This is a genomic window from Nocardia halotolerans (genome assembly GCF_042650145.1).
In the GTDB taxonomy this organism is placed as follows: Bacteria; Actinomycetota; Actinomycetes; order Mycobacteriales; family Mycobacteriaceae; genus Nocardia; species Nocardia halotolerans.
In genome coordinates, this window is sequence record NZ_JBHSDL010000014.1 from 981,480 (window position 1) to 1,004,259 (window position 22,780).

General features: G+C 68.4%; 21 protein-coding genes. 8 read left to right on the forward strand and 13 right to left on the reverse strand.

Annotated elements, in window-relative coordinates; all coding sequences use genetic code 11:
- The first annotated feature begins 42 nt into the window (after nucleotides 1-42).
- Nucleotides 43-714 (forward strand): molybdopterin-dependent oxidoreductase, encoded by a 672-nt coding sequence (locus ACFO5K_RS15125; protein ID WP_378562124.1) that lies wholly within the window; start codon nucleotides 43-45, stop codon nucleotides 712-714.
- A 12-nt stretch (nucleotides 715-726) separates the two neighbouring features.
- Here the strand turns inward: ACFO5K_RS15125 and ACFO5K_RS15130 are convergent, their stop codons facing one another.
- Nucleotides 727-2,154 (reverse strand): acyl-CoA synthetase, encoded by a 1,428-nt coding sequence (locus ACFO5K_RS15130; RefSeq protein ID WP_378562127.1) that lies wholly within the window; start codon nucleotides 2,152-2,154, stop codon nucleotides 727-729.
- 115 nt (nucleotides 2,155-2,269) lie between these two features.
- On the opposite strand from ACFO5K_RS15130, the gene ACFO5K_RS15135 reads away from it, so the two are divergent.
- The gene (locus tag ACFO5K_RS15135; protein WP_378562130.1) at nucleotides 2,270-3,121 is read left to right on the forward strand and encodes an oxygenase MpaB family protein; all 852 of its coding nucleotides are present in this window, start codon (nucleotides 2,270-2,272) and stop codon (nucleotides 3,119-3,121) included.
- Between the two features lie 9 nt (nucleotides 3,122-3,130).
- Here ACFO5K_RS15135 and ACFO5K_RS15140 read toward each other — a convergent pair whose 3' ends face one another.
- From ACFO5K_RS15140 to ACFO5K_RS15170, 7 genes are all read right to left on the reverse strand, one after another.
- On the reverse strand, nucleotides 3,131-4,831 hold the full coding sequence (locus ACFO5K_RS15140; protein WP_378562133.1) for a serine/threonine-protein kinase: 1,701 nt from the start codon (nucleotides 4,829-4,831) through the stop codon (nucleotides 3,131-3,133).
- 74 nt (nucleotides 4,832-4,905) lie between these two features.
- Nucleotides 4,906-6,492, reverse strand: a complete 1,587-nt coding sequence (locus ACFO5K_RS15145; RefSeq protein WP_378562136.1) for a GMC oxidoreductase — start codon at nucleotides 6,490-6,492, stop codon at nucleotides 4,906-4,908.
- 176 nt (nucleotides 6,493-6,668) lie between these two features.
- Nucleotides 6,669-7,754: a succinyldiaminopimelate transaminase gene (dapC, locus tag ACFO5K_RS15150; RefSeq protein WP_378562139.1), complete on the reverse strand. Its 1,086-nt coding sequence runs from the start codon at nucleotides 7,752-7,754 to the stop codon at nucleotides 6,669-6,671.
- Nucleotides 7,755-7,780: 26 nt separating this feature from the next.
- Nucleotides 7,781-8,104, reverse strand: coding sequence for a ferredoxin (gene fdxA / locus ACFO5K_RS15155; RefSeq protein WP_378562141.1), 324 nt, complete (start codon nucleotides 8,102-8,104; stop codon nucleotides 7,781-7,783).
- 110 nt (nucleotides 8,105-8,214) lie between these two features.
- Nucleotides 8,215-8,631, reverse strand: coding sequence for a type II toxin-antitoxin system VapC family toxin (locus ACFO5K_RS15160; protein ID WP_378562144.1), 417 nt, complete (start codon nucleotides 8,629-8,631; stop codon nucleotides 8,215-8,217).
- Nucleotides 8,628-8,879 (reverse strand): FitA-like ribbon-helix-helix domain-containing protein, encoded by a 252-nt coding sequence (locus ACFO5K_RS15165; protein ID WP_378562147.1) that lies wholly within the window; start codon nucleotides 8,877-8,879, stop codon nucleotides 8,628-8,630. The genes ACFO5K_RS15160 and ACFO5K_RS15165 overlap by 4 nt, the downstream gene beginning before the upstream one ends.
- 92 nt (nucleotides 8,880-8,971) lie before the next feature.
- Entirely contained in the window at nucleotides 8,972-11,569 is a 2,598-nt protein-coding gene (locus tag ACFO5K_RS15170; protein WP_378562150.1) for a bifunctional FO biosynthesis protein CofGH, read from the reverse strand.
- A gap of 139 nt (nucleotides 11,570-11,708) precedes the next feature.
- On the opposite strand from ACFO5K_RS15170, the gene ACFO5K_RS15175 reads away from it, so the two are divergent.
- The 4 genes from ACFO5K_RS15175 to ACFO5K_RS15190 all read left to right on the forward strand — a co-directional run bounded on the left by ACFO5K_RS15175 (nucleotide 11,709) and on the right by ACFO5K_RS15190 (nucleotide 15,416).
- Nucleotides 11,709-12,209, forward strand: a complete 501-nt coding sequence (locus ACFO5K_RS15175; protein WP_378562153.1) for a PH domain-containing protein — start codon at nucleotides 11,709-11,711, stop codon at nucleotides 12,207-12,209.
- Nucleotides 12,206-14,134: a PH domain-containing protein gene (locus tag ACFO5K_RS15180; protein WP_378562156.1), complete on the forward strand. Its 1,929-nt coding sequence runs from the start codon at nucleotides 12,206-12,208 to the stop codon at nucleotides 14,132-14,134. Before ACFO5K_RS15175 ends, ACFO5K_RS15180 begins: the two co-directional genes overlap by 4 nt.
- Nucleotides 14,135-14,243: 109 nt before the next feature.
- Nucleotides 14,244-14,621, forward strand: coding sequence for a DUF1622 domain-containing protein (locus ACFO5K_RS15185; protein ID WP_378562159.1), 378 nt, complete (start codon nucleotides 14,244-14,246; stop codon nucleotides 14,619-14,621).
- Nucleotides 14,622-14,675: 54 nt separating this feature from the next.
- On the forward strand, nucleotides 14,676-15,416 hold the full coding sequence (locus ACFO5K_RS15190; protein WP_378562162.1) for a TetR/AcrR family transcriptional regulator: 741 nt from the start codon (nucleotides 14,676-14,678) through the stop codon (nucleotides 15,414-15,416).
- Here ACFO5K_RS15190 and ACFO5K_RS15195 read toward each other — a convergent pair.
- From ACFO5K_RS15195 to typA, 4 genes are all read right to left on the reverse strand, one after another.
- Entirely contained in the window at nucleotides 15,413-15,850 is a 438-nt protein-coding gene (locus ACFO5K_RS15195) for a hypothetical protein (RefSeq protein ID WP_378562165.1), read from the reverse strand. The two genes, ACFO5K_RS15190 and ACFO5K_RS15195, sit on opposite strands and share 4 nt — an antisense overlap.
- A 45-nt stretch (nucleotides 15,851-15,895) precedes the next feature.
- A complete protein-coding gene (gene mshB, locus ACFO5K_RS15200; protein WP_378562168.1) occupies nucleotides 15,896-16,804 on the reverse strand; it encodes an N-acetyl-1-D-myo-inositol-2-amino-2-deoxy-alpha-D-glucopyranoside deacetylase in 909 nt (302 codons plus the stop codon).
- On the reverse strand, nucleotides 16,786-18,531 hold the full coding sequence (locus tag ACFO5K_RS15205) for an ABC transporter family substrate-binding protein (protein WP_378563875.1): 1,746 nt from the start codon (nucleotides 18,529-18,531) through the stop codon (nucleotides 16,786-16,788). Before ACFO5K_RS15205 ends, mshB begins: the two co-directional genes overlap by 19 nt.
- A 218-nt stretch (nucleotides 18,532-18,749) precedes the next feature.
- Nucleotides 18,750-20,651, reverse strand: a complete 1,902-nt coding sequence (gene typA / locus ACFO5K_RS15210) for a translational GTPase TypA (RefSeq protein ID WP_378562171.1) — start codon at nucleotides 20,649-20,651, stop codon at nucleotides 18,750-18,752.
- Between the two features lie 125 nt (nucleotides 20,652-20,776).
- Here typA and ACFO5K_RS15215 point away from each other — a divergent pair, with 125 nt between their 5' ends.
- On the forward strand, nucleotides 20,777-20,953 hold the full coding sequence (locus tag ACFO5K_RS15215; protein WP_378562174.1) for a hypothetical protein: 177 nt from the start codon (nucleotides 20,777-20,779) through the stop codon (nucleotides 20,951-20,953).
- A 20-nt stretch (nucleotides 20,954-20,973) separates the two neighbouring features.
- Nucleotides 20,974-21,264, forward strand: coding sequence for a 4a-hydroxytetrahydrobiopterin dehydratase (locus tag ACFO5K_RS15220; RefSeq protein ID WP_378562177.1), 291 nt, complete (start codon nucleotides 20,974-20,976; stop codon nucleotides 21,262-21,264).
- Nucleotides 21,265-21,267: 3 nt separating this feature from the next.
- On the opposite strand, the gene ACFO5K_RS15225 is transcribed toward ACFO5K_RS15220, so the two are convergent.
- The gene (locus ACFO5K_RS15225) at nucleotides 21,268-22,491 is read right to left on the reverse strand and encodes a mannosyltransferase (protein ID WP_378562180.1); all 1,224 of its coding nucleotides are present in this window, start codon (nucleotides 22,489-22,491) and stop codon (nucleotides 21,268-21,270) included.
- Nucleotides 22,492-22,780 lie beyond the last annotated feature (289 nt).

The window sequence follows — 22,780 nt, forward strand, 5'->3', positions numbered from 1 at the left end:
GCTCAGGCACGTATACGGTGGCGTATAAGACGGAGGATCGGTATGACACTTCCACCTGGGCAGCGGGTCGTCGAGGGATTTCCGCGCTTCGGGACGCATCTGCATCATCCGCCGCCGCCGGTCCCCGAGCACCCGGTGATCGAGATCGACGGGGCGGTGCGTGCGCCGGTCCGGGTGCCGGCGGGTGAGCTGGCGGGACTGGACCGGCGAGAGATGACGGCCGACTTCCACTGCGTGGCCGGCTGGTCCGCCACCGGGTTGCGCTGGGAGGGAACACCGTTCGCGACGGTCTATCGTCTGCGGGTCGAGCCGTTGCTCGCGCCGGGTACGCCGATCTCGCACGTCGTGTTCGAGGGTCTCGACGGGTTCGAGTCGATCGTCGAACTCGACGACGCACTGGCCGCGGACGTGCTGATCGCCGATCGGCTCGACGGTCAGCCGCTCGACAGTGATCACGGCGCCCCGGTGCGGTTGGTGAGCCCGAGCCAATACGGGTTCATCAACACCAAACACCTGTGCCGCATCACCTTCCACACCGCCGCGCCACCGGATCCGGACAAGTGGTCACCGCTGGCCTCGCACCACCGCGCACGGGTGTGGGAGGAGGAACGGCACCGGTACCTGCCGGGCCGGGTGGTGCGGCCGGTCTATCGCACGCTGATCGCGCCGATCCGCAAACTCAGCGCACGGGGAAGTATCGCGCGGCGCGGGTGAGATCAGCGGCCCTCAGCCGAGTTGCTTCTTCTGCACCTTGCCCATGGCATTACGTGGCAGCGAATCGGCGAACCGGATCTCGCGGGGTCGCTTGTGGGCCGAAAGCTGCGCTTCGACATAGTCGGTGAGCTCGGCGCCCAATCCATCGGACACCGTGGAGCGCGCGACGACAAAGGCCACGATGCGCTGGCCGAGGTCGTCATCGGGCAGGCCCACCACGGCGGCCTCGGCGACCGCCGGATGCCCCAGCAACACGGTTTCGACCTCTCCGGCGCCGATGCGGTAGCCGCCGGACTTGATCAGGTCGATGGACTCGCGGCCGACGATGCGATGAAATCCGCCGGCGTCGATGACGGCGACGTCACCGGTACGGAACCACCCGTCCTCGGTCCAGTCCTGGGCGGTCGCCTCGGGACGGTTGAGGTACCCGTCGAAGAGCATGGGCCCACGAACTTGCAGGGCACCGATGCTCGTGCCGTCGTGCGGCACGGGTTCACCGGCCTCGTCGCGCAAACGGGTGTGCACCCCGCGCACCGGTGTCCCCACCCAGCCGGGCCTGCGCTCACCGTCGGCCCGGGTCGACAGGGTGATCATGGTTTCGCTCATCCCGTAGCGCTCCACCGGCGCCTGGCCGGTGAGTTCGGTCAGCTTCTCGAAGACCGGCACGGGCAGTGGCGCGCTGCCCGACACGAGCAACCGCGCCTTGCCCAATTCCTGGGCCAGCTCCGGCTTCTCGGCGATGCGCGACCAGACCGTCGGCACACCGAAGTACAGGCTGCCACCCGCCGCGGCATACGCCTCGGGTGTCGGCTTACCGGTGTGGATCAGCGGGCTGCCGAACCGCAGCGGCCCGAGCAGGCCCAGGATCAACCCGTGCACATGGAACAGCGGGAGTCCGTGCACCAGCGTGTCCTTGCGGGTCCAGTCCCACGCTTCGGCGAGCGCGTCGAGTCCGGCGGCGATGGCGCCGCGACTCAACATCACCCCCTTGGGCGCGCCGGTGGTGCCGGAGGTGTAGAGGATGAAAGCGATTGCCGCGGGGTCGGGTTCGGCGTAGGTGTGCCAGGAGCGCGCGTGCAACCGCACCGGCACCACCGGAAGCTCGGTGTCCTCGGGTGCCGGGCCCAACCATGCCTGGGCGCCCGAATCACGCAGGATGTGCGCACGCTCGGCCACCCCCGAATCCGGGGGCACCGGCACCACGGTCACGCCGGCGATCAAGCAGCCGACCACGGCGATCACCGTGCGCAAGGTGGGTTCGGCCAGCACCGCCACGCGGTCGGCGCGCGCGATCCGCTCGGCCACCGAAGTTGCCGAACCCAGCAGATCACTGCGCGAGACGGTGGCATCATCGATGGTGACGGCGTCGGGAATGTCGTCCCCGGCGGCGACGGCGATCGGATTCAACGAAGCGAGCAGCAGTGGCGGACCATAGGGCATCCGTCAACGCTAACGCGGCGAGGTTCGGTGCTACCCGCCGCCGTCCGTTGACACTCCGGCGACAGGATGAGACATTCAACGTATAACTCTCTCACCGAAGAAATCGGGGTCAACGATGACCATCCTCGCGCGTTCACGGTCCAAGCACACCGAGCCTGCGGAATTCGACATCCGGGACTACATCGACGGGGCAGGCGCCTTCTACGGCGCCACCGCGAATGTGATCATGCAGCTCAGCCTGCCCCCGGTCGGCTACGGCGTCGCCGAATCGCGGGTGCACAGCGGCAGCATCATGCTGCACCCGGTGAAACGAACCCGCACCACCCTCACCTACCTGTCGGTGGCACTGATGGGCACCGAAACCGACCGCGAGATCTACCGCACGGCCATCAACGGCGTGCACCGCCACGTCCACTCCACCGCCGACAGCCCGGTGCAGTACAACGCCTTCGACAAGAACCTGCAGCTGTGGGTGGCGGCCTGCCTGTACTGGGGCGCGATCGACGTCATGTCGCGCCTCTACGGCCCCGTCGACGACACCGTGGCCGACACCTTCTACGACCACGCCCACCACCTCGGCACCACCCTGCAGGTTCCCCGCGAGATGTGGCCCGCCGACCGCGCCGCCTTCGACACCTACTGGACCACCCACCTCCCCCGCACCAGCGTCGACCCCACCATCAAGGCCTACTTCGACGACCTGCTCGACCTGCGCATGATCAACACCCCCACCCGCCTGGTGTTCGCCCGCTTCCACCGCTGGTTCACCACCGGCCTGCTCCCCCAGCACCTGCGCGACGAACTCGACCTCCCGTGGACCGAACGCGACGAACGCCGCCTCACCCGCCTCCTGCGCACCACCGGCCTGATCTGGGGCCGAATGCCCCGAATCATCCGCAACTTCCCCTTCAACGCCACCCTCGCCGACATGCGCCACCGCCACCGTAAGGGCAAGCCCCTGCTCTGAGGTTCGCGGTCAGAACGGGGCCTGCTCCCACCAACCGGTCCGCAGTTCGTCGAATCCGTGCTCCGGCCACGCCACCTCGACCAGGATGTCGGCGCCGGTCGGACCCGTCGGGGAATGGGTGGCGAGGGTGAACGGCGCCGCCGGATCTGTCGGGCGGAAGACCAACAGGCTGCCTGCACCGGCAGCACGGTCACGCCGGCCGACCTCCTGGGTGTGTTTCGCCAGGTAGGTTTCGACGTCCGCGCTGGAGTTGTACTCGGTGTACCAGATGGTGACGTCGTCCGGTTGAGTGCAGACGACCTGGCCGACCGGCACCGGATCACCGGCCAGCGCGACCACTGTGCCCACTCCGAAGCACCGCGCGGCACGCCAGCCGGTGCCCGTCGGGTCGGCTGGGATCAGCTGTGGGAAGGCAATCGCTATGTCGTGGTGGCGACCCCATGGCATCAGGGGCGCCTGCCGATGGGGACGCACGAACTTCCAGTAGACCGCGCCGACACCGATCACCCCGATACCGGCCACCATGGCCAGCACGAGCAGAATCACCGCGAGCACCCGCCACCGCGAGGAGACAGCTCGTGGCGAACCGTTCCCGGCATCACGGGGCGGCGGCACGTGCCCGGGCGGCGATGGCCGGTTACGTCGAGCCTCGGCGTCCGGCAGACCGGCGGCCCGCCCGGCTCCACCTGCGGGTGGCTGCGCAACGGCGTGCTGGGACCCGGAGACACCGGATCGCGCACCGCTGATCAACGTCGGTGGCAGTCCCCCACGGCCTCGGTCGGCTTCGTTCGGCCCCAACACGGTTGACGACAGGCTTTCCCGAACTGGCGAGCGCACCGGCCCCAGCCGTGCCTCAGCTGTCAGAGTCGCCACATCCACCAGTGCGCGAGCCGCGGCTTGCGCGAATTCCACACAGCTGCCGAATCTTTCGTCGGGTGCCTTGGCGAGCGCACGCGCGATCACCGCATCCAGACTCGGTGGCGACGCGGCGACAACGTCCGAGACACGCGGTACCGGTTTGGTCAGGTGGGCCGCCACGACCGCACCCGGATTGTCTGCGGGAAAAGGACTTTCACCGGTGAGCAGGGTGTACAACGAACAGCCGAGGGAGTACTGATCGGAGCGATGGTCGATCGAGGCCCCGGACAGCTGTTCGGGCGAGGCGTAGGCCAGCGTTGCGAGGAAGGCGCCGGTGCGGGTCAGCTGGCGGGCGTCACCACGTAGCCGGGCGATCCCGAAATCGGTGAGCAGCACCCGGTCGCGTCCGCTCGTGGCGGTGAGCAAGATGTTGGCCGGCTTCACATCTCGATGCAGGACGCCGCGCTCGTGCGCGTAATCGAGAGCTTCGGCGGTTTGGGCGATGATATCGACGGCACGACCGGGCGCCATCGGGCTGCCGCGGAACACCGACGCGTCGGTGCCGTCCACGTACTGCATGGAGATCCACATCAGTCCGTCTTCGACGCCGCGATCGAGCACCGACACGATGCCCGGATGGTCGAGCCGCGCCGACACATCGGCCTCACGCTCGAATCTGCCACGTACCTCGTCATCAGCGGAGAGCTCGCGATTCAGTAGTTTCAGGGCCACCCGGCGCGGCAGCCGCGGGTGCGTCGCCAGATAGACCGTCCCCATTCCACCGCGGCCGAGCAATCCTTCGATCCGATATCCCGCGAAGACCGTACCCGCACCGAATTCCACCCCATACATCCGTTGCGAACCTTTCGATCCCGTACCGCACCGACTGCCGGACACTAGCCGATCCGGCGGTCGGTGCGCGAAATCTACAAGTCGTCGGCGATGATTCGTTCGATGTTGCGTTCGGCGAGGGCGGTGATGGTGACGAAGGGGTTCACGCTGGTGTTGCCGGGGATGAGGGCGCCGTCGATGACATAGAGGCCCTGGTAGCCGTGGAGGCGGCCGTAGTTGTCAGTCGCTTCATCGAGCACGCAGCCGCCGAGCGGGTGGTAGGTGAGATCGTCGCCCCAGGTCTTGTAGACACCGAACAGGTCGGTGCGGTAGATCGTTCCCTCCTTTTTGTTGATCTTGTCGAAGACCCGCTTGGCGGCATCGATCGAGTACTGGTTCGAGGATTTCTGCCAGTCCAGACCCACTATGCCGCTGCCGGAGTCGAAGGTGAACCGGGCGCGGTTGGGGTTCTTGGTGATGGCCAGATACAGGCTGACGTAGGTCTCCAGGCCGGCGGGGAACGGCGCCACTTCGGCGAAGGACGGTCCGGCGGTGTCGGCCCAGTTGTCGATACCCAGGCAGGGCATCGACGATTGCAGGCTGCCGGTGCCGTCCCACATGTGATTGGCGCGTCCGACCATCACGTTTCCGTTGTTGCCCCAATTCTGGCCGACGGCGTCGGGGAGGTCGGCGAGCTTACCTGTCGCCTTCATCGCCACCAGCAGTTTGCTCGTGCCGACACTGCCCGCCGCGAAGAACACGCGTTGCGCCACCACGGATTTCGTCGCCACCGTGTTGCCCCGGGTGTCGATCTGCGCCATCTCCACCCGGTATCCACCCTCGGCGGGCGTTACGGTGGTCACCTTGTGCAGCGGGGTGATTCGCACCTTCCCGGTGGCGGTGGCGGCGGCGAGATAGGTCTTGTCCAGTGACCGCTTGCCGTGGTTGTTGCCGTAGATCACCTCACCGGCCAGCGCGGACCGGGTGGCCGTCTTCGCCTGTTCTTTCTTCATGTAGTCGAAGTCGTAGACGTTGGGCACGAAAGTCCAACCGAAACCGGATCTTTCGGCATGCTTGCGTCCCACCCTGGCGAATTTGTAGCACTCGGCCGACTCGAACCAGGCCTCATCGATGTGGTTGACACCAAGTACGGAATTCGCTCGCGGATAGTAGGTGCTGTACATCTCGTCGGCGTTCACCGTGGGCAGGATCGCCGGGAAGTTCTCCCGTTTCGGGGTGACGGCCATGCCGCCGTTCACCAGCGAACCACCGCCCACACCACGGCCCTGGTACACCCGGATGCCGCCGAAATCCTCGGAATCCAGTACGCCGGTGTAACTTTCGATGTCCCTGTTGTAGGAACCGCCCATGAAGTAGCCCACCGGCTGATCGGTGCGGTTGCGCAGCCAGTACGAGCGGCCGTCCGGCTTCAGGACCGGACAGAAGATGTTTCCGTCCGAACCGGGCGTCGTCCACGACATGCCCATCTCGACGACGGTCACGTCCACTCCGGCCTGCGCCAACCGCAGCGCGGCGACCGAACCGCCGTAACCGCTGCCGATGACCAGGGCGGGCACGGTGTCGCCGTCGGCGATGGGGGCCGCTGCGGCGACAGCCCGGCCACCCAGCGCGACCGCCCCTAGAGTGACACCTGTTGCAGCTAGGAATCGGCGGCGCGACATTCCCGCAGATTTATGGTTTCTACCTGGCTTTTCATACAAGAATTCACGCACCGTGCGGCTCCTCATCGAGACTGCAATGAGAACCTGTTATACCGAGGATTGCGTTGAAATAGTCGCGTTTCGGACAAACGAAACCCCGGACACAACGGTGCCCGGGGTTTGCGTGGAAATAGCGCTCAGGACAGGCGGGTGGCGGCCTCGGCGATGCGTTCGTCCGGGGCCGTCAGTGCCACGCGGACGTGTTCCGGAGAGCGCGGGCCGTAGAAATCCCCTGGGGCGGCGAGGATTCCGCGGTCGGCCAACCAGTCGAGGGTGACCCGGCACGGCTCGCCCCTGGTGGCCCACAGGTAGAGGCCGGCTTCGGAGAAATCGATGCGGAACCCGGCTTGCCGCAAGGCGTTTCGCAGGACTTCGCGGCGGGCGCGGTAGCGTTCGCGCTGTTGCGACTCGTGCACGTCGTCGTCGAGGGCGGCGGTCATCGCGGCCTGGATCGGCAGCGGGACCATCATGCCCGAGTGCTTGCGCACCTCGAGCAGTTCGGCGACCAGCTCGGGGTCGCCGGCGACGAAACCCGCGCGGTAGCTGGCCAGGTTCGAGGTCTTCGACAGCGAATGGATGGCGAGCAGGCCGGTGTGGTCGCCGTCGCAGACGCGCGGGTCCAGGATCGAGACCGCTTCGCCCTCCCAGACCAGGCCCAGGTAGCACTCGTCCGAGGCGACGACGGCGCCGCGCTCGCGGGCGAAGGCCACCACCTTGCGCAGGTGCTCGACGGGCAGCACCTTGCCGGTGGGATTCGACGGGGAGTTCACGAAGATCAGTGCCGGGTTCTGCGGGCCGATCTGGGTGAGACCGTCGGCGCGCCAAGGCTTGGCGCCGGCCAGCAGGGCGCCTACTTCGTAGGTGGGGTAGGCGATCTCGGGGATCACCACAAGGTCATCGGCACCGATGCCGAGCAGCCGCGGCAGACCGGCGATCAGTTCCTTGGTGCCGATCACCGGCAGCACCGCGGCTTCGTCCACACCGGTGACGCCGAAGCGGCGCGCCAGGGCGGCGGCCGCCGCGGCGCGCAGCAGTGGGGTGCCGTGCGTGGTCGGGTACCCGGGGACATCGGCGACCGAGTTCAACGCCGTCCGGATCAGCGGGTCGACCGGGTCGACCGGCGTGCCGACGGACAGATCGACGAGACCACCCGGATGGGCGGCCGCCTTCTGCTTGACCGCGGCGATGGTGTCCCAGGGAAAGTCGGGCAGCAAGCTGCTCACCCGGCCACGGGTGGGCACCCCAGCGCTCACTCTTCGGCCATCGGGGGCAGCGCCTTGATGAAGGCCGGGTCGTGTTCGACCTTGCCCACCTTGGCCGCGCCACCGGGGGAACCCAGCTCGTCGAAGAAGTCGACATTGGCGTTGATGTAACCGGTCCACTGGTCGGGAGTGTCGTCCTCGTAGAAGATCGCCTCCACGGGGCAGACAGGCTCACACGCACCACAGTCAACGCATTCGTCAGGCTGGATGTACAGCATTCGACCACCCTCGTAGATGCAATCCACGGGGCATTCCTCGATGCACGCCTTGTCTTTCACGTCAACGCACGGTTCAGCGATGATGTACGGCACTGCCGTTCTCCTAGTCTGTCCTCACCTGCGGGGTTACTCCGCCCCCAAAACCTTATCCCGAACTGACACTCCGACCCCAGGTCAGCCTGCCCTAACTACAGGCCTACCGGTCACGCCCACGGGTCTACCACCGGCACCCCCGCCGCGACGAACGGCCCCGCGTCCCGTGTGGCCACCGACATTCCCGCTTCGGCCGCGGTCGCCGCGATGTACCTGTCGGCCGTCCCGATCGCGTGCCCGTCGGCGCACGCCCGGGCCATGAGCTCAGCGTAGGCGGCCGACACCGCGACGTCGAACGCGAGGACACGGCCGTTGAACAGCGGGAGCACCTGCGTTTCGACGCGTTCGGACAGCAGATCACGACGTCTGCCCGACGGCATGGCCGCGATGCCGAAACGGAGCTCGGCGACCGTCACCGCTGACAGGTACAGCGCATGCAGCGGTTGGCCGTCGAGCCATTTCACCACCCGTGGGTCGGGGGCAGCGCGTAAGGGTTCGGACACCACGTCGGTGTCGAGAATGATCATCCGAACGCCATCGGGGCCGCGGCCGTCGTGTCCCGCGCCGACATCTGGTCGACCTCGTCGTCGGTGAGTGTCGCCTCGCGGCCGATTCCGGCGAGCAAGGAGCCGAGTTCCACCTGGGCGGCGGGAAACACGACATCGATCAGGATCTGGCGCACCTCGGCTTCGGTACTGCGCCCGTGTTGCGCGGCCCGCACACGTAGTGCCTCGCGCACGTCGTCGGGCAGATCACGGACCGTCAATCTCGCCATCACAGTCCTCCCGTCCAGGCATTGGCGCCAATGCCTTCATCGACGCCGATGCTACGCCTCCGTGACCACACTGACCAGGGTCCCCGGCACCGTCAGCTCACGGTCAGGGGAAGTGGTCGGGAGCGATCGATGACGCCGTAAGTGGTGGTGCGTTCACGGACCGGGCGGTCGATGCCCGCGGCGATCTCGGTGAGTTCGGCCACCGTCTTGGCCGAGCCGTGCTGGGAGCCGGCCATCCGGGAGATGGTTTCCTCCATCAACGTACCGCCGAGATCGTTGGCGCCGCCGGAGAGCATCGCCCGGGTACCGATGGTGCCGAGTTTCACCCAACTGGTCTGGATGTTGTGGATCCGGCCGTGCAGCATGATGCGGGCCAGCGCGTGCACGGCACGGTTGTCGCGGTTGGTGGGGCCGGGACGGGCGGCGCCGGCCAGGTACAGCGGGGCGCTCTGGTGGACGAACGGCAGCGGCACGAATTCGGTGAAGCCACCGGTCTCGTCCTGGATGCCGCGCAGCACGCGCAGGTGACCCACCCAGTGCTTCGGGTTGTCCACGTGCCCGTACATCATCGTCGAACTCGACGGAATACCGAGCTGGTGGGCGGTGGTGATCACCTCGACCCAGGCCGAGGTGGGCAGTTTGCCCTTGGTGAGCACCCAGCGCACCTCGTCGTCGAGAATTTCGGCCGCGGTGCCGGGGATGCTGCCCAGACCCGCCTCCTTCAGCGCCGACAGCCAGTCGTGGATGCTCTGACCACCGCGCGAAGCGCCGTTGACGACCTCCATCGGGCTGAAGGCGTGCACGTGCATCGACGGCACCCGGGCCTTGATCGCGCGGACCAGATCGGCGTAACCGGTGACGGGCAGCTCGGGATCGATACCGCCCTGCATGCAGATCTCGGTGGCGCCGTCGACGTGGGCTTCCCAGGCGCGGTCAGCCACCTCGCCGGTGCTGAGGGTGAACGCGTCGGCGTCACCCTTGCGCTGGGCGAAGGCACAGAAACGGCAACCCGTGTAGCAGATATTGGTGAAGTTGATATTGCGGTTCACCACGTAGGTGACCTCGTCGCCGCTCACGTCACGACGCAGCTGATCGGCCAAGGCCGCCACGGCGTCCAGCGCCACGCCGTCGGCGGTGGCCAGGGCCAGGTACTGGTCGTCGGTGAGCGCGGCCGGGTCCTGCTCGGCCGCGCGCAGGGCCGCGCGCACCTCGGAATCGAGGCGCTCGGGCGCGGTGACGGCCAGGTCGCGGGCGTGCTCGCGGATGGTTTCCCAGTCACCGAACGCGCCGACGACTTCCTGCCCGAGCCCGGAATCGCTGCGGCTGTCGGTGTTTCGGCCCTCGGCGTCGATGGCGGTGTTGAGATCCACGCGGCCGACCGAGTCCCACGACTCGTCGGGCTCCTGCCAGGGCAGGCCGACCGGCATCGCGTCGGCTCTGGCCAGGCCGGTGGCCGGATCGGAGAGCGCGTCGACGTGGGCGCCGATGCGCGGATCGATCCAAGGGTGGCCCGCGCGCACGTATTTCGGGTGCGCCGAGGTGCGTTCGACGAGGGTGAACCCGGCCGCCTCGGTGATCTCGCGCAGCGCGTCGAGGTTCGGCCACGGCCGCTCGGGATTGACGTGGTCCACCGTCACCGGCGACACCCCGCCCCAGTCGTCGATACCCGCGTCGATGAGGGCACGGCAATCACTGTGCGACACCAGGTTCGGCGGTGCCTGCACCGGAACGTCCGGGCCCATCAGCAATCTCGTGACCGCGACGGTCGCCAGGAACTCGGCCACATCGGCATCGGGGGTATCGCGCATGACGGTGTCGGTCTTGGCCCGGAAGTTCTGCACGATCACTTCCTGGATGTGGCCGAACTCGCGGTGCTGTTTGCGCAGCGCCATGATCGACTCGGCGCGCTCGGTGCGGTTCTCGCCGATGCCGACCAGGATGCCGGTGGTGTAGGGCACCGACAGCCGGCCCGCGTCGGTGATCGCGCGCAGCCGCACGGCCGGGTCCTTGTCGGGGCTGCCGTAATGGCATTCGCCCTTGTCGGTGAACAGCCTGGTGGCGGTGGTCTCGAGCATCATGCCCATCGACTGGGCCACCGGCTTGAGCCGCGATATCTCGTTCCAGCTCAGCACGCCCGGATTGAGGTGCGGGAGCAGACCGGTTTCCTCGAGCACGAGGATCGACACCGCCCGCAGGTAGTCCAGGGTGGAGTCGTAGCCGCGCTCGTCGAGCCACTGCGCGGCCTCGGGCCAACGATCCTCGGGCCGGTCGCCGAGGGTGAACAGGGCTTCCTTGCAGCCCAGCGCCGCCCCCTGACGGGCGATCTCGAGCACCTCGTCGGGTTCGAGGAACATGCCCTTGCCCTCGGCACGCAGTTTGCCGGGCACGGTGACGAAGGTGCAGTAGTGGCATCTGTCCCGGCACAGCTTGGTGAGCGGGATGAAGACATTGCGCGAGTAGGTGATGGTGCGTGGTCTGCCCGCCGATTCCAGCCCTGCATCGCGCACCCTGGCGGCGCTGGCACACAGATCGGCGAGGTCGTCGCCGGCGGCGTGCAACAAGACGGTGGCTTCGTCGACGTTCAACGTGACGCCGTCGCGGGCCCGGCGCAGGGCCCGGCGCATCGCGGCGGGGCTCGGCGGCGGCAGCGGGGCGCTCGGCTTCGGAAGGTCGCTCACCCCGTCGATCATGCGCTACTTCTTCCCCGAATGTGTCCCCGGCTGGTCACGGGCTCGTCGCTGGCGTCCATCCCGCAGCACAACCCCGGGTCCGGGCGCACATATTCCCGACGCCGATGAACTCGTCGGATCCACATGCAACCATGTCAGCATGTCGTTGCCGCGCTCCACCATTCTGGCCGAACCGGCCTGGCGTCCGAGCCCCCAGGCCAAGGTGCTGTGGGCGATCGAGAACGCGATCGGGATCGTCGTGCTGCTCGTGGCGCTCGTGGTGTGGACCGTCCTCGACGGCGATCATCGCGGCTGGCAACTGGTGGCAGGGCTGGCGTTGACGGCGCTGGCGGTGTTCGGGATCGTCGTGATCCCGCTCTGGCGGTTCGCGGTGCACCGCTGGGAGGTCACCGAGGAAGCCGTGTACACGCGGGTGGGGTGGCTGGATCAGGAGTCGCGGGTGGCGCCGATCTCGCGGGTGCAGACCGTCGACACCGAACGCGGGCCGCTGGAGCGGATACTGGGGTTGGCCACCGTCACCGTCACCACCGCGTCCTCGGCCGGGGCGGTGAAGATCGGCGCGCTCGACCTGCCGGTCGCCGAACAGACGGTGCTGCGGTTGACCGCGATCGCCGCCCAACACCGCGGGGACGCCACATGACCACCGCGCCCGTCGACTGGCAGCGGCTCGATCCGCGGATGCTGCTGGTGTATCCGGTCACCGAGCTCGTGAAATACATTCCGTTGCTGCTCGGTTCGGTCGTCATCGGCACCACCAGCGGGAACCCGCTGTGGAGTCTGGGCCCGATCCTGGTGGTGGCCGGTTTCGGTGTCGCACGCTGGTTCACCACCACCTACCGCATCGACACCGACCAGGTGGCATTGCGCACCGGGATCGTGCAGCGGCGCACCCTGTCGGTGCCGCGGTCGCGGATCCGGTCGGTGGACGTGGAAGCCGACCTGCTGCACCGGATGCTGGGGCTGGCGATGCTCGAGATCGGCACCGGCAAGCAAGCCGGCAACGGTGAGGGATTCAAGCTCGACGGGCTCGAGACCAGCCGGATTCCCGCGCTGCGCGCCGAACTGCTCGCCCACACCGGCCGCCACGGCTCCGATGTCACCGGGTCGGCCGATGCCACCGGGTCGGCCGATGGTGTTCAGCACCGCGACGACGCGGAGTCCGGCGTGGAGATCGGCCACTGGCGGGCAGCCTGGGTGCGGTACGCGCCGTTGTCGCTGACCGGGCTCGCCGTCGTCGCGCCGATCGCCGGTCTGGGCGCCCAGTACGGCCTCATCGATGTGGCCTCGGTACCCGTGCAGCACCTGGGTGAGGACACCGTGCCCATCGCCGTGTTCGTGATCGTGGGGCTCACGATCACGGCGCTGATGCTGGTGAGTCTGGCCGCGTGCGCCCAGTATCTGGCCACCTGGTTCGGGCTGCGGGTGATCGACAACGGTTCCACCCTGCACCTGCGCCACGGCCTGTTCACCACCCGCCAGATCACCCTGGACCTGGCTCGTTTCCGGGGCGCCACGCTCAACGAACCGCTGCTGCTGCGCGCCGCCCGCTCCGCTCAGCTCGAGATGATCATGACCGGCGAGAATCCCCGCCAGAAGATCCTCCCCCAAGCCCCCCGCACCGCCGTCGAACGCACCCTCGACGAACTCCTGCGCCCCCGCCGCCGCCCCGGCCCGGAGCCATCCGCCGGCACTTCGCCGCATCCCGCCACGGAACCGCCTGCCGACGCCCGGGCACGTCCCACCACGGAACCACCCGCCGGCACCTGGGCGCGCCACACAACTGAACCACCGGCCGACACCTGGGCGGCGCCCACCACCGAACCAACCGCCGACACCTGGGCGGCGCCCACCACCGAACCAACCGCCGACAAGTCCAGGGCGGCGGGCCCGCCGAGCACCGACTCCTGGGTGCGCCCCACCGCCGAACCACCCGTCGGCACGTCGGCGGTGCCGAACACCGACGCGAACGTGGACACTCAGGAAACCGGGGGCATCGACTCTGCGATGAACGCGGGCTCGGCGGGGCCCAAACCAACGCTCGGTGCCGCTCACCTCACGAAGTCCCCCGGCTCACCACAGGTCACCGGCGCGGCACTCGGCACGATCGAGTTGCGCAGACACGGAGCGGCCGCGCGCAGGCGTCGCTACACCAAGGCCGCGTGGCCCGTGGGGATCCTGGTCGCCGCGCTGGTGGTGCTGGGCGTGGTCGCCGGGCCGTTGCCCGTGTGGATCTGGACCGTGCCCGTAGTCTTCGCCGTCATCATGGCGGTCCTCGCCGAAGACCGCTACCGGGGTCTGGGGCACCGTGTGCTGCCCGGCAGCACCGGCCCCACCTGGCTGATCACCCGCCGCGGCAGCCTCGACCGCAATCGCGACTGCCTCGAGGCGCCCGGCATCATCGGCTGGACCATCCGCCGAACCTTCTGGCAGCGCCGGGCCGGGCTGTCCACCGTCGTCGCGGCCACCGCGGCGGGCAAGAGCGCGTATCTGGTCGTCGACATTCCCGCCGACGAGGCGGTCGCGCTGATCGAGGCGGTCACCCCTGGTGTCCAGGGCAGTCGCTGATCGCTGGTGCGGGCCGATCCGGCGAACACAGCGCCGCGGCCTGGTCATCGGCGCTTCGGCGAGCACCGGCGTAACCTGCTGACCAGGGCTGACCGACGGAGGGTGGTTCGTGGAGTTCACGGAGATCATCGAGACCGCGGGCAAAGTGCTGGACGGGGCGGGGGTGGCGGCCATCGTGCTCGGCGGGGTGGTCGGCACGGCGCGGTTCGTTCGCGAACTCGTCCGGCGCGGCGACTTCGACCTGGCCTATCGTGGCTACCGGCGCGGGCTGGGCCGCGCCATCCTGCTCGGGCTCGAGTTCCTCGTCGCCGCCGACATCATCCGGACCGTCGCCATCGCCCCGTCGTTCACCAGCGTCGGGGTGCTGGCGTTGATCGTGCTGGTCCGAACCTTCCTGAGTTATTCGCTGGAACTCGAGCTGACCGGGAAGTGGCCGTGGCAGCAGTCGAAATCCGTTGCGGGCCCGACCGTGCCGGTGAGCGGGTAGCTGTCCGACGCGCAGCCCTATGCTGTGCCCACACCACCAACCGAGGAGGCAGCGATGGCCACCGACCCGGCCGAGATCCCGTCGGTGTGGACCAGGCCGGCGCGTGAGCGCCGCGATCAGCCCGCGCTGAGCCGCGACCAGATCGTGGGCGAGGCGATCCGGCTGCTCGACGAGGAGGGCTTCGACGCGCTGAGCATGCGCAAGCTCGGCGCACGGTTGGGGGCGGGCGCGACCTCGCTGTACACCCATGTCGCGAACAAGGACGAACTGCTCGAACTCGTCGTCGACCAGGTGATCGGCGAGGTGCCGGCGCCCACGCCCGACGGTGCGCGCTGGCGTGCGGTGATGCACGAGCAGGCGGCCGGTCTGCGCGCCACGATGCTGGCACACCCGTGGCTGGCCGTCGTGCTCAGCAGTGCGGCGCTGATGCATCTGGGCCCCAACATGATGCGGCTGTCCGACTCGATGATCGCCATCCTGGAGGTCGCCGACCTCCCCGACGAGGCCGTCGACATCGCGGCCGACACCATCTTCGAGTTCATCGTCGGCGCCTGCTCGAACGAGGCCGCGACGCTGCGGACGATCGCGAGCAGCGAACTGTCCCAGGAGCAGTGGATCATCCAGGTGCTGGTCGCGGGCGAGGCCGCCACCCGCCCGTTCCCCCGGCTGCACCGCCGCTACGCCGAGCAGCGCGCGCAACCACCGGAGGTGACCAGCGCGCGGATGTTCGACCGGTTCACCAAGGAACTCGACCTCATCTTGGACGGCGTGGACACCCGTCGGGCGAGCTCCTAGCTCGGGCGCGGCGTGTTGGACCGGTAGTACAGGTAGCCCAGCGGGGCGAGCACACCGCACGCCAGCAGCAACAGGGTCCGACCGTCGCTCACGAGCAGCACGTCACCGCCGGGCCCACGCGAGGAACACACCAGAAAACCGAACACCCACACCACGATCGGCGCGAAGGCGAACCCGATCCGATCGGTCACCGTCTCCATGCCGTAGACCAGCGCGACGTTCACCGGTGCGGCCAGCAGCGCCACCACCGGGAACGGGATGGCGCCGAGATACAACGGCAGGAACAGCACCTCGACGGCCAAGGAGAGCAGCGCGTCGACCAGCAGCGCCACGACGACGAGACCGGCGATCAGCGGCTCGGGTACTTCGGGTCGCCGGACGGTCCGCAGCACGGCGGTGGACTGAGCTGCGGACTGGTCGGAGTCGGTCGCCATGCGGGCGAGTCTATTCGTCCCGCCCCGGCACCCACGGCGCGCGACTCAGTCGAGACCGGCGAACAGGTCGTGTTCGAGGCCGTCGTCGGCGACGGGGCCGGGGCGACCGCGCACCAGCGTGAAATGTTCCTCCGGCAGGACCGGCATGGCGATGTTGTTCGACAGCGCGAACTCCCGGCCACTGGGCGCGAGGGTCACCTGGGTGGCGTGGGCGCGCAGGGCGGCGCGTTTGGCGGCCAGCACATCGGAGACCTCGACCACGGTGCTCATCCCGGCAGTCGACATCGCCGCCAGTTCCGCCTCCACCGGCAACCGCCAGCCCGCGGGCAGGGCGCCGGGCAGTCCCTCGACGGTGCGGCGGGCCAGGGCGGCGGTGTGGCGGCGAAGCAGGTCGGCATCGGTCACCGTCCAGTAGAACTTCGGCACGTCGAAGCCCTGTTCGGCGGCCGCGTCGACCGCGGCGGTGGTGATCTGGTGGGCGCGGATGTGGTCGGGGTGGCCGTAGCCGCCGCGCGGGTCGTAGGTCACCACCACGCGTGGGCGCAGGTCCAGCAGCACCGCGACGAGTTCGGCGACCGCCGCGTCGCCGGAGTTCACGAACGCGCGCGGATGCCGCGCCGAAGGGGTGCCCGCCATCCCGGAGTCGCGCCAGCGGCCGGGGCCGCCCAGGAACCACGGTTCACCGGCGTCGAGGGCGGCCAGCGCGGCGGTGAGCTCGCCGATGCGGTACCCGCCGAGCTGGTCGGCCTCGGCGGCGACCAGGCGCGCCCAGCGTTCGCCGATGACCTCACCCTCCTCGCCGAGCGTGCAGGTCACCACGGTCACCGGGACGCCGCGCCTGCGGTAGTGCGCGATCGTGCCGCCGGTGGTGAGGGTTTCGTCGTCGGGGTGCGCGTGTACCAGCAGCAGGCCGCCGGTCGCGCGGGTCGCAGTCGTCACGGGATCCTCCGCCATTGCGCTGTGTCACCGAAGATACCGACCTGGATGGCGCCCGACAGCGACACCCCGTCGACGTTCGGGCCGGCTGCCGCCACCACGTTGTCCTGCACGATCGGCAGCACCGTGGCCAGTTCCCACAACCGGGGTTCGACCTCGGCCAGGATGCGGCCCACGTCCTCGCCGCGCAGGGCTTCGTCGATCATCGGTTGCAGGCTGGGATCGCACACGCCCCCGATATTGCTCGGCGCCTGCCGGTATGCCTCGGCCGCGGCCAGTACCGTGTCTTCGGCGGCGGGCGGCGCCACCGGGGGGCAGCCGTAGCGTGCGGCGAGCACGGTCGCCGGGTCGCCGCCCGCGAGCTCCCAGCCGACGATCGCGTCGATCTCGGATTCGGTGAGTTCCTTGCCGTACAGTTCGTCGGCTGCCACCGCGCGCACGGTCGCATCGATTCCGGCACTGCGCAATTGGTCGGCGGCGGTGTTGGCCACGGCCGACGCGGCCTCGTCACCGATGACGGCGCCGATCCGCACCGACAGGCGCTTTCCGTCGCGGGCCACCGAACGCGGTTGCGGCGCGGGCGAAGTGGGCGAGCCGGTCCGTGGTGTCTCCGGGGCGCGGCCGAATCCGGCCTCGGACAGCAGGGCGAAGGCGTCCTCGGTGCTCAGCGGCGGTGGTGCGGTGGGCAGGTAGCCCGGACTCGACGGTGGCAGTACTTGGGCGCGTGCGGGTTCGACCCAGTTGCCGGTCTGGGCACCGACGGTGGCCAGCAGGACCGGGTCGAGCAGCGCGAGCACCGCCTTGCGCACCCGCACGTCGGCCAGGTCGCCGGAGCGGCCGTTGAGCGTGAGTTGCAGTTCACGCGCCTGCGGCATGATGGTGGTCCGCACCGCCGGGATCGCCCCCAGCTGGGCGCGGGTGGCCACGCCGCCGTGCACCAGCGCCATCTGCGCGTCCCCGGTACGCAGCGATTCGGCCAGTTGCGAGGTGGTTCCGCCGCGGCGCAACAGAATCTGATCCGGTGCGGCCGGGGTGCCCCAGAAACGGTCGTTGCGTTCGAGCAGGATCTCGTCGCGCCCCCGATCGACCGATTTGATCGTGAAATGCCCGCCCGACACCGGAATCCGGTCGACCAGCCCGCTGGTGAACCCACCCGGTGAGTCCTTCACCAGATGCGAGGGCAACAGGTTGGAGAACAACTCCCGCCACGCCGGGTACGGCTGGCTCAATGTCACCGTCACCGTCTTGCCGCCGCCGGAGGACGCCACATCCGAGATCAACCGGTACCCGGCCGGATCCACTACGCCGGGCTGGGTCACCATCTGCTGCCACAGGAACTGGAAGTCCTCGGCCGCGATCGGCGCACCGTCGGACCAATTGGCCTGGTTGCGCAGGGTGTAGGTGATGGTGAACGGTTCCTGCGAGGTCACATCCGCCGACACGATCAGCGCGGAATCGGGCACGAAGTCGACTGTGCCGGGATGGGCTGGATCGGGCACCGGCCGAAACGGGCTGGGCAGCACCATCGAACTCACCGCGTTGGTGGCCGGTGACTGATCCGAACGCAGATGCGGGTTGAAACCGATGCCGATGTCGTCGATCGCCACCACCACGGTGTTCTTGCCGGGCTTGGCCTGGGTGGTCTTCGGCGAATCGGTGCTCTCGATCGGCGGGGGCGGATTCGCCGTGCAACCGGCCACAACCGCCATCGAAGCGATCATCGCCAGCACCATCGCGCGCCACATTGCGCTCCGCCCCGAATTCACCTTTGGCACTCTACTGTTCCTTTGGCGGCTGGCGCCGCTGGGTTGGGCCCTCGTCACCTCGGTATTCCCTCCCTCCGGGCACTCCTTCGTCGCACCCTCCACTCAGTCCAGACCGAGGCGGGCCCAACCCGGAGATACTCTCGGACGCAAAGTGGGGCGGTGCCGCGGCACCGCCCCACTTCGTCTATATCTTCGCCTCAGTTCGCGGCGGCCTTGTCGCGGGCCTTGCGGCGCGACAGGTCGCGGGCCCGCTCGTTGGCGCCGAGCACCAGCTTGCGCACGCGGACCACCTCGGGGGTGACCTCCACGCACTCGTCTTCGGTGCAGAACTCCATCGCCAGCTCGAGGTCGAGCTGCAACGGCTTGGCCATGGACTCGAAGGTGTCCGCGTTGGCGCTGCGCATGTTGGTCAGCTTCTTCTCGCGGGTCACGTTGATGTCGAGATCCTCGGCGCGCGGGTTGATGCCCACGACCATGCCCTCGTAGGTGTCGGCGCCCGGCTCGACGAAGAACTGACCACGGTCGGCCAGCTGGATCATCGCGAACGGGGTGACGGTGCCGGCGCGGTCCGACACCAGCGAACCGGTGTGGCGGGCGCGGATCTCACCGGCCCACGGCGCGTAACCGTGGAACACGGCGTTGGCGATGCCGGTGCCGCGGGTCTCGGTGAGGAACACCGTGCGGAAGCCGATCAGGCCACGCGAGGGGACGATGAACTCCATCCGCACCCAACCGGCGGCGTGGTTGCTCATCTGCACCATCTTGCCCTTGCGGGCGGCCAGCAGCTGGGTGATCGCGCCCAGGTACTCGTCGGGGCTGTCGATGGTCAGCTCTTCGAAGGGCTCGTGGATCTTGCCGTCGACGGTCTTGGTGACCACCTGCGGCTTGCCCACGGTGAGCTCGAAGCCTTCGCGGCGCATCTGCTCGACCAGGATCGACAGCGCCAGTTCACCACGGCCCTGCACCTCCCAGGCGTCGGGGCGGCCGATGTCGAGCACCCGTAGCGACACGTTGCCGATCAGTTCCTGATCCAGGCGCGCCTTCACCATGCGGGCGGTGAGCTTGTGCCCCTGCACCCGGCCGACCAGCGGCGAGGTGTTGGTGCCGATGACCACCGAGATGGCGGGCTCGTCGACGGTGATGCGCGGCAGTGCCACCGGGTTGTCCACGTCGGCGAGGGTGTCGCCGATCATGATGTCGGGGATACCGGCGATGGCGACGATGTCACCGGCCTCGGCGACCTCGCCGGGCTTGCGCTCCATGCCGATCGTCTGGAGCAGCTCGGTGATCTTGACGGTCTTGGCGCCATCGGCGTTGATCCACGTGACGTTCTGGCCCTTGCGCAGTTCGCCCGCGTAGATCCGGACCAGGGCCAGCCGGCCGAGGAACGCCGAGGCGTCGAGGTTGGTGACGTGGGCCTGCAGCGGCGCGTCCTTGTTGCTCTGCGGCGCCGGGATGTATTCCATCAGCACGTCGAACAGGGCGTCGAGGTTCTCGGCGTCGGGTGCCGAACCGTTCTCCGGTTCCACCTTGGAGGCCTTGCCCTCACGGCCGGAGGCGTAGAGCACCGGCAGATCCAGCGCGAGCTCGGCGGCTTCGGCGGCCTCGTCGTCGAGGTCGGACGCCAGGTCGAGCAGCAGGTCGTGCGACTCGGAGACGACCTCGGCGATGCGGGCGTCGGGGCGGTCGGTCTTGTTGACGACCAGGATCACCGGCAGCTTCGCGGCCAGCGCCTTGCGCAGCACGAAACGGGTCTGGGGCAGCGGGCCCTCGGACGCGTCGACGAGCAGCACGACACCGTCGACCATGGAGAGGCCGCGCTCGACCTCGCCACCGAAGTCGGCGTGTCCGGGGGTGTCGATGACATTGATGACGGTGACGGAACCGTCGGGGTTGTGGCGATGAACGGCGGTGTTCTTCGCGAGAATGGTGATGCCCTTCTCGCGCTCGAGATCACCGGAGTCCATGACTCGGTCGACCAGTTCGGCTCGTTCGGCGAACGCACCCGACTGACGAAGCATGGCGTCCACCAGCGTCGTCTTGCCGTGGTCTACGTGGGCCACGATGGCGACGTTGCGAAAATCGCGTGAAGACGACACGCCTGGATCCTCCTGCTGTTGATGTATTTGGCGCGCATTCATCTGGCATCGCGGCCTGTTACAGCCTACCGGTACCGCGACGGCACTCCCGTGTCAGGCTTTGTACTTAGGATACGCTAACCCGTATGGGCAAGGTAAAGGCCAAGAAGGTTTCGAGCCTGAAGCCGAAGAAAAAGTGCTGCAGAAAGAAGACGCGCTGCTTCAAATGCCCCGTCGTCATCATGCGGATGCAGAAGGCCGAGGCTGCCGGGATGTGCGGCAAAGATCTCAAAAAGGCACTCAAGAAGGCGCGCGCGGCCTGAACGAAGCGTAGAACCGAGTTATGGGTACTCCGTTGCTGTCCGACCCCGAACTCACCATCGCCCTGGCCACCCTGCCGGACTGGTCCCGCGACGGCGCCGCGATCACCCGCACCGTCGAGGCGCCGGACTTCCTGTCCGGCATCGAACTGGTGCGCAGGGTCGCTACCGCGGCCGAGGCGGCCGACCACCATCCCGACATCGACATCCGCTGGCGCACAGTGCGTTTCATGCTGAGCACACACTCTGCCGGCGGGGTCACCGCGCAGGACGTCGAGATGGCGCACACCATCGACGACGTCCTCGCCGGCTGACCCTCAGGTCGCGGACACCTCGGCCGGACGCCGGCCGAGGGCCCGCAGCTGCGCGCGCAGTCTGTCGCGCCCGTGCCAGACCAGCCACCCCAGCAGCACGAACACCCCGATCACGTCCACCGCGCCGAGCCAGGCCAGTGGCCACGGCCGCGCGATCTCCCAGATGGTCGGCTGCGCGAACGACAGCACCCACGGCACACCGACGAGCATCGTCAGCACCCAGAACCCGGCGATGATCCGCGCCACCCGCTGATCGCGTAGCGGCCCGTAGAGCAGCCACAGCGCGGTCGGGATCAGCCACACCCAGTGGTGTGACCAGGAGATCGGCGAGATCATCAGCCCGAACAACTGCACCAGCACCAGCGTGCCGAGCAGGTCGTCGGGCCCCAGGGTGCGCCAGGCCAGGAACGCGAGGACGGTGGTGAGGACCACCGCGGCGATCCACCACGGCCCGGACTGCACGTCGTAGCCCAGGATCCGGCTCAGCGCTCCGCGCAATGATTGATTCCAGACCGACGCCACCGGGCCGATCCGGTCGGCGTCGCCGAGCAGCGTGCCGAAATAGCGCTTCGCCTCGCGCGCGTTGATGAGAAAGCTCACAGCCACGGTCAACCCGAACGCCGCCGCCGACCACAGCACCGTCGCCCAGCGCCGCCGCGCCACGAAGTACAGGCCGGTGATCGCCGGCGTCAGTTTGATGCCGGCGATCACGCCGACCAGTCCACCCGAGATCCACCAGCGTGAGCTGCGCACCGCCAGCATCGCGCCGAACACGAGGAACACGTTCACCTGGCCGTAGTCGATGGTGGTGCGCACCGGCTCGAGCCAGACCCCCAGCGCGGTCCAGCCCACCGCGGCCGTGGTCCAGCGCGGCTGCCGGGCCTGCTCGGCACCGAGCAGCAGCTCGAAGCTGATCCGGACCACGCCGTAGAGCGCGGCCACCGTCGCCAGCATCCAACCCACCGCGACCAGCGGAAACGGCAGGTAGTGCAGGGGATAGAAGACCAGCGCGGCGAAGGGTGGATAGGTGAACGGCAGCGGGAAATCCGGGGTCTTCTCCGCGTAGGTGAAGTCGTAGAGGCGATCGGTGAGCAGCGCGGCCGAACCGTCGACGTACACGTGCAGGTCCACGACGTTGAGCCCGTTGGGGGCGAACAGCATCCAGCCCAGCCGAGCGAGCACGGACAATCCGAGCAGCGCGAGAGCCCATCGGAGGTGTCGGTTCAAGGCCGTGCTTTCGGTCGTATGAGTGGCGCGATCGCCTCTTTCGCGTGTCGGATCACCTTAGCTGGGCCGATCGCCGCCCAGCGCCGCGGGTTTTGCCGCACCGGGGCGACACCGATGATCACAGTTGCATCAACATCCCCAGGGGTAACAGCGCTTGCGTTAGCGTCGACGCACATGGTTTCGGCCGGTGCGCCGCAACGGGCCCGGCGGCTGTACAACACGGCAGAGTTGTCCTTAGAGTGACCCCGTCATGTTGGGCTCGACAACCCTCGCCCATCGCACCATCGAG